General features: G+C 64.5%; 11 protein-coding genes and 1 pseudogene. 6 read left to right on the top strand and 6 right to left on the bottom strand.

The genetic code is table 11. The features are described from left to right. Window positions 1–120 precede the first annotated feature (120 nt). Complete coding sequence (locus GR130_RS07900; RefSeq protein ID WP_159504046.1) at window positions 121–1425, top strand: sensor histidine kinase; 1305 nt, start codon at window positions 121–123, stop codon at window positions 1423–1425. After that, on the top strand, window positions 1413–2057 hold the full coding sequence (locus tag GR130_RS07905) for a response regulator (RefSeq protein WP_159504047.1): 645 nt from the start codon (window positions 1413–1415) through the stop codon (window positions 2055–2057). Before GR130_RS07900 ends, GR130_RS07905 begins: the two co-directional genes overlap by 13 nt. Here the strand turns inward: GR130_RS07905 and GR130_RS07910 are convergent. The 4 genes from GR130_RS07910 to lanKC all read right to left on the bottom strand — a co-directional run bounded on the left by GR130_RS07910 (window position 2047) and on the right by lanKC (window position 6959). After that, window positions 2047–3903 (bottom strand): ABC transporter ATP-binding protein, encoded by a 1857-nt coding sequence (locus GR130_RS07910; RefSeq protein WP_159504048.1) that lies wholly within the window; start codon window positions 3901–3903, stop codon window positions 2047–2049. The genes GR130_RS07905 and GR130_RS07910 overlap by 11 nt on opposite strands. A gap of 107 nt (window positions 3904–4010) precedes the next feature. Beyond that, complete coding sequence (locus GR130_RS07915; protein WP_159504049.1) at window positions 4011–4127, bottom strand: class III lanthipeptide; 117 nt, start codon at window positions 4125–4127, stop codon at window positions 4011–4013. A gap of 36 nt (window positions 4128–4163) precedes the next feature. Further along, complete coding sequence (locus GR130_RS07920; RefSeq protein ID WP_159504050.1) at window positions 4164–4280, bottom strand: SapB/AmfS family lantipeptide; 117 nt, start codon at window positions 4278–4280, stop codon at window positions 4164–4166. A gap of 60 nt (window positions 4281–4340) precedes the next feature. Continuing rightward, window positions 4341–6959, bottom strand: coding sequence for a class III lanthionine synthetase LanKC (gene lanKC, locus GR130_RS07925; protein WP_159504051.1), 2619 nt, complete (start codon window positions 6957–6959; stop codon window positions 4341–4343). 510 nt (window positions 6960–7469) lie between these two features. On the opposite strand from lanKC, the gene GR130_RS07930 reads away from it, so the two are divergent. Next, window positions 7470–8732, top strand: coding sequence for a sensor histidine kinase (locus tag GR130_RS07930; RefSeq protein WP_159504052.1), 1263 nt, complete (start codon window positions 7470–7472; stop codon window positions 8730–8732). Here GR130_RS07930 and GR130_RS07935 read toward each other — a convergent pair. Next, complete coding sequence (locus GR130_RS07935; protein WP_159504053.1) at window positions 8673–9275, bottom strand: response regulator transcription factor; 603 nt, start codon at window positions 9273–9275, stop codon at window positions 8673–8675. The two genes, GR130_RS07930 and GR130_RS07935, sit on opposite strands and share 60 nt — an antisense overlap. Window positions 9276–9980: 705 nt before the next feature. On the opposite strand from GR130_RS07935, the gene GR130_RS07940 reads away from it, so the two are divergent. Further along, window positions 9981–10133, top strand: coding sequence for a hypothetical protein (locus tag GR130_RS07940; protein WP_201304829.1), 153 nt, complete (start codon window positions 9981–9983; stop codon window positions 10131–10133). Between the two features lie 20 nt (window positions 10134–10153). Here GR130_RS07940 and GR130_RS07945 read toward each other — a convergent pair whose 3' ends face one another. Continuing rightward, the gene (locus GR130_RS07945; RefSeq protein ID WP_236572924.1) at window positions 10154–10648 is read right to left on the bottom strand and encodes a GNAT family N-acetyltransferase; all 495 of its coding nucleotides are present in this window, start codon (window positions 10646–10648) and stop codon (window positions 10154–10156) included. A gap of 128 nt (window positions 10649–10776) precedes the next feature. Between GR130_RS07945 and GR130_RS07950 the strand changes: the two are divergent. Together GR130_RS07950 and GR130_RS07955 are read left to right on the top strand one after the other, a co-directional pair. Further along, a pseudogene (locus tag GR130_RS07950) lies at window positions 10777–10893 on the top strand (site-specific DNA-methyltransferase); the annotation flags it as partial. Window positions 10894–11166: 273 nt separating this feature from the next. Next, window positions 11167–12357 (top strand): serine/threonine-protein kinase, encoded by a 1191-nt coding sequence (locus tag GR130_RS07955; protein ID WP_159509818.1) that lies wholly within the window; start codon window positions 11167–11169, stop codon window positions 12355–12357. Window positions 12358–12460: the final 103 nt, after the last annotated feature.

Raw genomic sequence — 12460 nt, forward strand, 5'->3', positions numbered from 1 at the left:
GGTCCTATTCAATTCCCGATGGAGATCGTCGTCAGTGGAGCGTGGTGGAATACCGGGGTAGTGCTGGGTCTACCCGTGCTTCACGGCCCGGGGCGGGCATGCGGCGCCGGAGGGGGAGCAGTGGAGCTGCAGGCGCAGGAGCGTGGCGCGGCGATATACGCGTTGCTGGGCCAGAAGTCAAAGCGGCTGGGCCAGTCGGCACTGTATCTGGCTGGTGGCTTTCCAGTGGCTCTGCTCTGGCTGGTGGTCTGGCTCCCCACGGTGGCACTCGGCGCAGCGACTGCCCTGATTGCCATCGGGCTCCCTGTGCTTGCCGTTGCGGCGCTCTTTGGTATCCCGTTTGGAGTGGTGGAACGGGCCCGACTTCGTCTGTTCACGGGCCGAAGGGTGCCCACGCCCCACGCACCGCATGCACGAGAGGACGGTGGGGCGCTGGTGTGGGCATGGCGGCGGATCAGGGAGCCTGCGACGTGGTGGGAACTCGGCTACGCGGCGGTCCACTGTGCGGTTGCCGTCGCCGACTTCGCCCTAGTTGCGGGCAGTCTGCTGCTGTCCGCCAGTCTTCTCACAGCTCCGCTGCTACGCGGCTTCACGCGCGATGGCGAGCTGCGGGTCGCCGTATTCGCGGCGCGTACGGGCCTTCAGGCGCTGCTTCTGGTGCCGTGCGGAGGCGTGGTGCTGGTTGTCGTCTTCCTGGTGCTCACCAGGTATGCGGAGATTCGGGCCCGTATCGCTACGAGCTTGCTGACCAAGGGGCGCAGCGTCGCGTCACCACATCAGGACGGAAAGATCGGCCAGTTGGTGCGCTCTAGGGCTCGCATTCTGGGGGCGTTCGATGCGGAGCGTCGCCGGATCGAGCGAGACCTACATGACGGGGCACAGCAACGACTCACCGCACTCATCATGACTCTGGGCCTGGCGCGCCTGGAGCTTGCCGACAGCGATCCCGCGGCCAGACAACTGGTCGACAAGGCATACCAAGAGGCCCGCACCACCCTCAACGAGCTGCGGGACCTGGTCCACGGTATCTACCCTGCGGCACTCACCGACCGCGGACTGCCGACCGCTCTCACCGCCCTGGCTGAGGACTGTGCCGTACCGACGGAAGCGGAGATCGATCTGGAAGGCATGCGGACACGCCCGCCGGAAGCGGTAGAAGCGGCAACGTACTTCGTGGCCTGCGAAGCGCTGACCAATGTCGTCAAGCACAGCGGCGCGACCGAGGCACGGCTGTCTCTGCGCCGCGTGGGGCCTCATTTGGTCTTGGAGGTATATGACAACGGCGTTGGCGGTGTCGATGCCGAGGCCGGCAGCGGCCTGCTGGGCCTGGCCGACCGTGTGGCCGCCTTCGAAGGATCCGTTCATGTGTCGAGTCCGGACGGCGGGCCGACCCGCTTACACGTGGAGATTCCATGCGCATCGTGATCGCGGAGGATTCCGCCCTATTACGCGAAGGTCTAGTACAGATCCTGGCGAAATTCGGCCACGATGTGGTGGCGGCAGTGGACAACGCGCCCTCGCTCCTGGCAGCGGTGCGCGACCACACACCCGATCTGGCAGTGATCGACATTCGTCTGCCGCCAGGGTTCAAAGACGAGGGGATACAGGCTGCGGTGACGTTGCGGCGGGAGCACCATAGCCTCGCCGTGCTCATGCTGTCGCAGTACTTGGAGGCCGATTACGCCGCCGAACTGCTAGAGACGGGTGATGCGGGTGCTGGCTATCTCCTCAAAGACCGCATCGGCGACGTTCTCGACTTCCTCGATTCAGTAGGACGGGTAGCCGCCGGGGAGACCGTCATCGACCCAGAGATCGTCCGTCGGCTGCTGGGGCGGCGCCATGGTCGGTCCTCCATACAGGCGCTCACCCCCCGCGAAACGGAGGTGCTCGCGTTAATGGCCGAAGGGCGTTCCAACGCTGCGATCGCTCAAGACCTGTCAGTCACCCAGGCCGCGGTCGCGAAGCATATCGGGAACATCTTCGACAAGCTGGGGCTGCATGCGAGCGGCACGGATCACCGCCGGGTGCTGGCAGTGCTGGCCTATCTCAAGCGCTGATGCCAATTGGGTGGCCAGCTCCCGCCATGCCGTCACCGAACTGCGTGCGGTAGAGCGAAGCATAGAGCCCGTTTGCTGCCAGCAGTTCCTCGTGGGTCCCACTCTCCGCCACACCGCCGTCCTGCAGCAAAACAATCCGGTCGGCTCCACGCACGGTGGACAGGCGGTGCGCAACAATCAGGGCTGTGCGACCGTGCAGGGCTCGCGCCAGCGCCTGCTGGACCCTTCGTTCCGACTCCGAGTCGAGATGCGCGGTCGCCTCGTCGAGCACCACGATCCTCGGGTTCTTCAACAACAGGCGGGCGATCGCCAATCGTTGTCGCTCACCCCCCGAGAGGTGATGGCCGCCGTCACCGACCACGGTGTCCAAGCCACCGGGCAAGCGCTGCACGGTGTCCCAGACCATGGCCGCCCGGCAGGCGCTTTCACATGCTTCATCGGTGGCGTCGGGAAGCGCGTAGGTGAGGTTGGCCCGCAGCGTGTCGTGGAAGAAGTGACTGTCCTGGGCCACCACTCCAATCGCATCCCGTATTGACTCCTGAGAGACGGTGCGCAGGTCGTGCTGGCCGATCCGAACAGTGCCACTCACCGGGTCGTACAGCCGGCACACGAGATTGACCAGAGTCGACTTGCCTACCCCCGACGGGCCGACCACGGCGAGGGTCCGGCCGGCCTCGACATGCAGATCGAGGCCCCGAAGAACGTCCCGCTCCTTGCCTCCGATCGGGGCCTCCTTGTCCAGCGTGACGAGGCTGGAACCTGATGGCGTTTGGTGGTGGAAGCGGACGTTCTCGAAGGTGATGGACGCCGCATCTGGGGGCAATGCCACGGCCGTGGGGCTGTCCTGGACGTCGGGAGGAAGGTCCAGAACCTCAAATATGCGCTCGAAGCTGACGACCGCAGCGGTGACCTCGGAGCGGGACTGCGAGAGAGAGGTGATGGGTCCGTAGAGGCGAGCCATCAGGGTAATCATGGCCATGAGTGTGCCCACGGTGATGCCGCCGTCGACAGCCAAGAGCCCCCCTGCCAGATAGACCGTGGCGGTGCCCATGGTCGCCAGCCAGGAGACGGTGAGCGCCAGCATGGCATTGGTAACCGTCAGCCGTATGCCGGCATCATGCAGCTGCCTGCCACGGCGCTCGAAGTGCTGGACCTCAGTCACAGGCCGGCCGTAGAGCTTGGTGAGAAACGCCCCCTGGCTGCTGAACCGTTCAGTCATGAAGCTCACGAGTGCGGCGTTATCCGTCAATTGGTTCCGGTTCAGGCGGCGCAGCCGTCGGTTGAGAACCCGAGCCGGCAGTAGGCATGCGGGCACCAATACGGCAGCCAGGGCGGTGATCTGCCAGGACAGGAAGACCATGGTGACCGCCACCGAAACGACTGCTACAAGGTTCGACAGCAGAGTGGACGCGGTGGTGGTAAATGCTCTTTGGGCCCCCAGGACATCGGAGTCCAGACGAGTGACAAGGCTTCCGGTTGGCACCTTGGTGAAGAAGGCGACAGACATGCGTTGCACGTGGGAAAAGGCGCGCTGCCGCAGGTTGAGGGTCATCCCCTCTCCAATGCCAACGGCCAGACGCCGCTCGAAATAAGTCACCACGGCGGTGACAGTTGCCAACGCCACGAGCAGTACTACCAGCTCGATAATCCGGCTCTTGTCGTGCCGCAACACCCCCTCATCTACGATGCGTTGGGTGAGCAGTGCCGGCAGAACTATCAGTGCCGACTCAATCAGCACGAGGCAGAAGAAACCCATGAGGCGGCCGCGAAAGGGCGCGGCGCATGCTGCGATCCGGCGCCACGTGCCTGGAGCCCGACCACTTCGCTCCTGTTGCCTGCCGTGCATCGCCTCTCCCTTCAGGTACCGCGGTGACCTAGGCCGACCGCCGCGGTCGGAAACGACGTGCGGGGCGGCTTACGCCGCCCCGCACTCATCCGATCTCAGTCAGTCACTCAGCAGAAGACGCTGATGCCGCTGGTGTCGTTGCAGTGCGCGCTGTTGCCAGAGTCCAGAGCGGTGACGTCCTCGTCACGAAGCTCCAGGGACTGCAGGTCAAGAATGTTCGCCATGATGACGCTCCTTTGAATCAGTAGGGTTTGCGGGGATCAGCAGACGACGCTGATGCCGCTGGTGTCGTTGCAGTGCTCGCTGTTGCCGGAGCCCAGGGCGACGATGTCCTCGTCACGAAGCTCCAGGGACTGCAGGTCAAGAATGTTCGCCATGATGACGCTCCTTGATTGGTGCGGGGCCAAGACGGCCCCATGGTGGGTGTGAACCCGCCGTCAGGACTCCTGATGGGCCTGACGGAGGAATGGGAGGAAACTCGCGGTACCGCTCAAAGCGCTCTTGAGGCCGAGCAGGATGCCCGCGTTTCCAGTCGCGTAGTCCATCGAAATCCGCATCAGCTGGAAGCCGGGGAAGACGACGTCTCCGTGAAGTCCGAGCTGATGCCAGGACAGTCGCTCAAGATGGCGTCGGGTGACCTGGATCGTCTCGGAGTCAGTGGGGCCTGTGATGTATTGCAGGGCCACCATTTGGCCGACACGGCCGTTCCAGAGGGAAGGCTGTACGAAGAATCCGGCGGCACAGGTGTTGCGTGCCGCTTCGAGAGCGTCCAACAGCCGACCGTCCTTGCGATGACGCAACAGCTCCGAGCCAACGATGGCGACTCCTGCGGCGCCGGTCTCGATATACGGATTGAGCCGCCATCCCTCGTCCACGTTCAAGGTGTTGAAGCTCGAAACCCGGCAGCGGTCCAGGTCAAGGTGGGACGCCGTGAATGCCGCGTCCAGCCATGAGTTGTCGCCGATGTGCTCGTACATCCGCAACATCAGTAGGGCGGGTCCTGACCAGCCGTGCATGAGGCCAGCCGGCCCCTTCGACTTGCGGACCAGGCCGAGTTCCGCTCCGGAGCGTGTGCCACCGGCCTGCGGAAACCTACCGCTGGCGACCGTTTCCGCTACCCTCTCGGCCAGTTGCACGGCGCGGTCACTCATTGTGCTGTCGCCCTTAACCCTGGCGAAGTGCAGCAGATTCAGCGCGATACCGGAGAGCCCGCCGAACAGATTCGGGTTGGTCAACTGGTCGAGTGTGGGGTCGATCTGCTCGATCAGGTGCAGAGCCTCCTTCTCGCGGCCAATCTTCTGGAGCGTGTGAGCCACTCCGTGCAGGCCGTCGAAGAATCCCGGTTGGTTGGTGCTGCTGCGCTCGACTGCGGACAACAACCATTCATCCGCCCCCTCGGGGATCTCATATCCGCATTCTCGAAGCGCGTACAGCACGCCTGCCGCGCCGAACGCGAAGGTCTCTCCTATTTGTGAGAATTGTCGTACGTCGCCGGGGAAGAGTCGGTCTTCCCGTTCAGGCGTCGCACTGGCCTTGATCGCCGCTGCCATGGAGTCCAGTAGTCGTGGCCAGTCGGTGGCCTCGCCCTGGACCTGCACCGTAGGCCGGCCGATGCCCGCTTGTGCTGCCTTCGTCCTGGGCACGGACGTTCCCAACCCGGTGCGGATGGCCTCGATGTACTCCGCCGGTACGGGGAAGTTCTCCCGCATTGCGTCGATCAGGTCGTGGATTTTCTCCCGGTCCAGCGTGAGAATCGGAACAAGAGGCATGAAGAGCCAAAGGCGCAGGATCGCCATCGCGTAGATATCGACCCTTGTGCCGCGGTATTCCCGAGGCGCAGCAAAGCCCGGTGCGGCCATGGCCTGTTGGAAGCCGTCAGCATCAAAGGAGGACGTCTCGAAGTCGACGAGCACTGCCCGACCATCCTCAAGCACCAGAATATTGTGTGGGTGCAGGTCGCCGTACACCACACCCCGGTCGTGGATCTCATCGAGGAGTGTCTCCACCTGCCGGCATACATCCATGGCCCACTGGGCGTAGGTCGCCTTCTGCTCCTCGTCCACGTCAGCGCCGAGCAGCGGATATGTCTGGGCTTCCTTTGAACTCAGCCGTTCGGCTTCGAAGTACTCGATGGCCAGGAAGTGGTGATCCCAAGCAGTAAAGTGCTCATAGAGCCGCGGTATCCCCTGAATCCCATCGAGCTTGGCCAACGTATCCCGCTCACGAAGGAGCCGGGTTACCGCGTCGGCTGCCTCCATGTCGAGTCCCGCGTGTGGTCGGGCTTCCTTCAGAACTACCTGGAGCCCATCGGAGAGGCGCTGAGCCACATAGATTCCACCGCCGTTGGAGAAGTGGAGCGGTTTGAGGATCTGGTACGGAAAAGTATCCTTCGAAGGTACTGTGCGTGCCTCGATGCTCTTCTTCAGGATGTCTGGCGGCGTTACCCAAACCGGCACCTCGAAGACCGGTCTGCGTATGTCCGGTACGAGCTCGCCGTCCGGCCGCTGCATGGCGGGGACGACATCACCGCTCTCCAGCAGGATCTCCCGCTTGCGGAACCCTCCGTAACGCACGTAGAGCGGTCCGGATTCATAGCGCGCATCGCTGAGGATATACGGGCCGGGCTCGCCCTCCAGGAGGGCTGCGAGACCAGTCAGTACATCGGTTAACTCCGCCTCGTCACGGGGGTAGATCGTGACGAGCTTGCCGCTCGCACCTCGCGGAGCATACTTACTGTTCTGCCCTAGGAAGGCGTGCCGGCTGGCTAGGAACTTGAAGCCGTAGCGGCGGGGGACGCAGTATTCCCACACCGTTTCAATGATGCGTTCGGCGTTGTCGAAGGTGCCCGAGGCGTGCACCTTCCACCCCTGTTCCAGCATGTGCTCACCAAGGGGGTGGAGCTCCAGCCACATGTCCCCTCTGTGCTGCCGCCATCCTTCGGGAACTGGGCGGCCGGACACCTCGAAATCGGTATCGCTTGCGCCGTTGCCAGACCGGCCGGGGGCTTCGAAGAAGACTGGGTCGGCCATGCAGTAATTCTCATAGCGCTTGTCCACAGAAATTCCCCTCCGCTGTCTGCAAGTTCCCCGGGCGTGATGGCCCGGTGGAGCCCAGTCGGCGCCCCGCGTTCTTGCTGGACGCACCATGAATCTTGCCCGGTGGATCGCTGCGGGACGAGAGAGGAACTCCCGAAATCCCCTGTTAATACTTCACGGTCGGACGCGGGAACGGCTCAGGCGTCGGTGTCGTCCGGCGCTGGGGGTGGCGAGCATCGAAAATGCGGAATCTAGGGGTCCGGCACTAGCGGCTTCAAGTTGCTGGTGCAAGCGACGAGCTCAACCCCGGCTCAGGTTGGCTAAAAATAAAGGGTAATGGTTCAGAGGTGTGATTCCTTATAATTGCCGCCGGTCTTCGCGAGGGCGCGAACGTCTTCACAGCGGCGTTGGCTGCCTTGCTGAGCAATCGCCAACCTCAGGAGACAGTCGGCGTGCCCTCCCGAAGCCGACAGCTGCACGAACAGTGGAAATGCGCTCATGTCGGGAGGGGATGAAGAGGGGGACACGCGAGTGAAGTGCAAAACTGAGTTCGACACGCCAAGACGAGCGCAGGTACTGGCGCTGACTATCGTTGCGGCCTTTTCTGTGGGGTTCCTTGGAATGGTTCTCTTGGATATCGCCAGAGCCTCCGTGAGTACCGCATCCATCATTGTCAGTGAATTCGTGGTCGTCGCGCTCGGCGGAATACAGATGCAAGTCAGTGCCTCTGCCCTGTGCGGTCGTAATCTACACTGGATCCCCTTTAGCCTGACGGCGCAGGGTCTGCTGGCGCATCTCCCCCTTCTCCTTGTCGGAGGTCTGTGGAACGGCGTACCGGGCTTTTTCATCGGCTCCCTGCTTTTCAGCATGCGCGGCCGGACGGTTTGGCTTCTGGCCGGCTGTGTGGCCGTCTTCAACCCACTACTGGTGTACGGCGTCACCCACGACGCACGTTCTGCCCGGGACGGGCTGGTGGTCACTTCGTTGATTGGATTGACACTGTTTGGCGCGGTGCGTTTGGCCAATCAGATCCGTGAGGTGCACGCCTTGCGTATGGATCTGGCTCAGTTAGCCGTCACCCAGGAGCGGTTACGGTTCGCACGCGACCTCCACGATCTGGTGGGCCATACGCTTTCCAGCGCCTCCGTCAAGGCCGAGCTGGCCCACCGGCTGCTCGCGCAGGACCCACGGGCCGCCCGTATTGAGGTCGCCGAGCTCATTAATGCCGTCCGACAGGCACACGCTGAAATACGTACGGTCGCCCAGGGATACCGCCGTCTCTCCTTGGAGTCGGAACTGGTCTCGGCCCGATCAACGCTCCAGGCTGCAGGCGTAACGCCCCACTTTTCGTATCACGGTGTCTCACTGCCGCAGAGCTCCGGTGGCGTTCTGGCAGCAGTTCTCAGGGAGGCCGTGACCAACGTCGTGCGTCATAGTGCGGCTCGTCACTGCACAGTACGGGTCACTCGGCACAAGGGCACTACCCGGCTCATCGTCGTCAACGACCGCCCGCACTCCGCGCGGGCCGGGGATCCCTCCGAATCAAGCGGGCTGCGGAACCTCTCCGAGCGTGTCGCCCTCCTAGGGGGGACCCTACTTGTCTCACGCCCAACAACTGCCCGGGGAGAAGAGTTCCGGCTGGAGGCCCGCCTACCAACTAACCTCCCGCCTACGGACCTAGCCGCTGCTGGTGGCGTTGCTTCGACCCAACGGTGCCTGCTCCCCTGGAGGACATCAGATCCATCCCGCGTGCAGGGCAATCCGAATGGCGTCGACGCGATTTCTGGCACCTGACTTGGTGACGACCCGCGACAGATGGTTCCGCACGGTGCTCAGCTCCAGGTGGAGCCGTTTCGCAATTTCTTGGGGTCGCGCACCTTCAGCCGCATGTCGTAGCACCTCGGCCTCCCGCGGGGTGAGGGGGTTCGGAGCACTCTCCAACGCTGCTGCCGCCAACTCCGAATCGATGACCCGTTCACCATTCGCGACCTTCCGCATCGCCACAATGAGTTGGTCCGGGGGCGTGTCCTTCAACAGGAACCCCGTTACGTGCGCCTCCAGGGCACGTCGGATGTTCCCGGGCTGGCTCAGGCTCGTGACGATGAGACATCGGCATGCCGGGAGGCGTTCGTGCAACTGGGCAGCAGCAGTGAGTCCGTCCATGCCCGGTAGGCCGATGTCTATCAATGCGAGATCGGGTTCGGTATGCAGTGCTGTCGGCACAATCTCGTCCCCACGCTCCAACTCAGCAACGACCTCGATATCCGGTTCCTGCCGCAGCAGGTTGGCCAGCGCGCCTCGCAGGAGCTGCATGTCTTCGGCTAAGAGCACCCGCATTGCGTATCTCTCCTTCCAGCCCGCCCCGTTGGCGATCAGCGGCTGATAAAGCTCGAAACTTCCTCACGTCTCGAACCTTCTCATCCCTTGCCGCTGGTGTCAGAGAACGCCACGCGGTGCTGTCCACCACCTCGAGCCGCATGGCGATATACGGTCAAGTTCATGTCCGTATAGGCGAGTTGGTGGCTCATGCGGGTTTCCGGCGGTGGTGACGGTCAGGTGCGGCAGGAGATGAGATCGCAGCAGGTGCCACAGTCGGGGCGGGCTTGATGAGGTGAGGATTGCTGGGGAAGCGGGCCTGGGGTGGGGGAGCCCGGGAAGACGTGACGGCGGGGTAGTTCGCGCTGGTCGCCGGCGGCGCTACGCCGGCGTTGGCGGACGTCGTCCAGTGGCCCAAGGGCGTGGAGGGCGTAGCCGATCAGCCGCCCCGGCGCCAGGGATTCGTCGTCGGCTAGCGCACGTAGCCGGGCCGCGTCGGCTGCCGTCTGTATGAGCGAGGCTTGGACGACCTGCTCGCCGACGTATTCCGCGGGCCCGGCGAACGCCGAGGGGCGCAGATCCGCAGCACGCGTTCGCTAGTGCCGTGCCGGGAAGGTTTGCCGGGTTGGTGCTCGCGCCGGGTACCACTCGGCCGGTTGGATGTGACGACACATCCGCTCGGGCGCGTGGAGGCGCGGTGGCAGAGCCGGTCAAGGTCCGCAGACCGTGCAGACTCGAGCCCTGCACCGCTACCTGCGGTGGCGCAACGCCAATGCCCGCCACCCCGACGTCCTGGCCGCTCAACGCCGCGAACGCGCCCGCATCCGCAGCGAGAAAGGCATCCGCTGGGGCGGACGCGCACGTGCTGCCGCGGCCTGACCGCCGCGCCGACTCCACAGTCACAACTCAGTGTTCTGCCGTGAACCTTCCCACCAAGCGGGTGGAATCCGGCGGGCAGGGACCTCAAAGACGAGTTCGAGACCGTCCTCTTCGTCCCACTGCTCTCCAACCTCAACGAAGCCGAAGCCCGAGATCGTGGCCAGGGATGCCACGTTGTTGGGGCTGATCGTCGCCCGGACGGTCGTGACTGCGGTTTCGGCTGCTGTCCGGCGAAGCAACTCGATCAGTGTGGATCGGGCGTATCCCTGGCGACGGAAGCCGGGAGCGACGGAGTAGCCGATCTCGACCATGCCGACCTCATCTGGCGGTCCGTGGAACCCGGCATGCCCGACGACGAGACCCTTGTCGCCGACGACCGCTTGCCGCACCATCCACCGCGCATGGCCGGGATCGGCGGCCATCTGGTCGAGCTGGAACTGCCACAACCACCGTGCTCTGTCGGTCACCAAGTACTCGGTCAGCGAAACCCCGGCCATCCTGCTGGCTCCGGACATGCCTCCATCGAGCAAAGCGGACATCGTCCCGCCGGACAGCTCGACAAAACGGATGCGTTCGGGCTCCTCGTGAGCGGTCTCTGGTGATCGGCTTCATCTGTCACCTGCGGATGCTCGCCGACTCACCCGAAGGGTGTCCAACGGTCGGCGTCGAACTCTCCAGCCACTATGCCGACGTGGCCGAGCGCAGGCTCCGAGCGGAGCTGACCCAGGACGACTTCGTCCTGGCAGGACCGGAGGCATGAGCGTGAGAGCGATCAGGCCAGGGCCGACGGACTGCAGACGCCCGGGCGGCTGGTGCATCGAGAAACCGATGCTCCAGCCGCTTTCCTCTTGCGGCAGGCTGCTCGAACGCCCGCCGTATCAGCGATCCCGCCTAACCAGTGCCTCGAACTCGTGATGCACCGATTCCAGCCACGACAGGCCATGAACCAGACCGTGAGCGACTACGCTTGACAGGCGCCCCGGACCCTGAGCTGGTGGGCGTATGGGCATGCGTGAGGAGTGCTGAACAGAAGATGACGGGGACGCCCGAGCGGATCGGCCGATACACCGTGGCCAAGGAGCTGGGCTCGGGCGGTATGGGGGAGGTGTACCTCGCCTACACCCCTGGCGGCGACCCGGTGGCGGTGAAACTGATCCGCAGCGACAAGCTCGATGAGCTCACGCGGGCGCGGTTCGAGAAGGAAGCGCTGATAGCGCGCACCGTGATTGGCACCAACAGGGTGGCGCGCTTCCTCGATGCTGACCCCTTCGCCGACAGGCCGTGGCTGGCCATGGAGTACGTAGCGGGACGCACGCTGCTGGCCTACGTGGACGAGGACGGCATCCTGCCCCTGCCGTTGGTCGCTAGCCTCGGCGCGCTGCTCGCCGAAGGGCTGAGCGCGGTACACGCCGCAGAGCTGCTGCACCGGGATCTCAAGCCGCAGAACATCATCATGGGCAAGGACGGACCCATGATCATCGATTTCGGGCTCGGCGCGTTCATGGACGCTGCGAAGGAGTCCCTGTCACACAGCGGCATGATCATCGGAACGGTGCGGTGCATGCCCCCTGAGCAGGCGAGCGGGCACCCGAAGGTGACGCCCGCCGCGGACGTGTACGCGCTGGGCACCGTCCTTCTGTACGCGGCGGCTCGCCATTACCCGTACGACGGCGCAGTGTGGGAGGCGGTCGCCATGCAGGTGGCCAACCCCGCCATCGGCCCGGACCTGAGCGGCGTGCCGGAGGGGCTCCGGCCGCTGATCGCGTCGATGCTCGCCCATGCCCCTGAGGACCGGCCGATGCTCGGTGCTGTCGCACGCGAGTGCGCAACGCTGGTGAAGTCCGCCGGAATGACGCCGGCCGACGCGCGGCTCGCGCTGATCGCGAGGACAACCGCCGGTGGTACCCCGGATGCGGCGAAGGATCCGCTGTCGCCGTCGTTCGAGAAGCTTCTTGAAGATCAGGCCAAGATCTCGGAGAGTGCAGGCCCGGACTCTCCGCTCGACGGCCCGCGGGAAGGTGCTCAGGCCGACGAGCCTGACGAGCCGGAGACGGGGGAAGCAGAGCAGGCGGCTCAGGGCGAACCGGATGCCGCCGCTGTGGCGAGTCAGAGCGCGCCCGCGGAAACGAGGCGCGCGTCCCGGTCCGCCGGCGGTCGGCCGCCGGCGTCGAAGCGGGTGGCGGACGAGCTGCGGGAGCAGTACGCGGTCGATGCCGTGCTGTGACGGTCACGCTGTCGGTGCCTGGTGAGAAGCTTGGGGGACGTGTGCTCGGTGGCGGGACGGACACCGCCCGTAGGCCAGATGGAGCGGGTGCGGGACGAGCGGC

Source organism: Streptomyces sp. GS7 (assembly GCF_009834125.1).
In the GTDB taxonomy this organism is placed as follows: Bacteria; Actinomycetota; Actinomycetes; order Streptomycetales; family Streptomycetaceae; genus Streptomyces.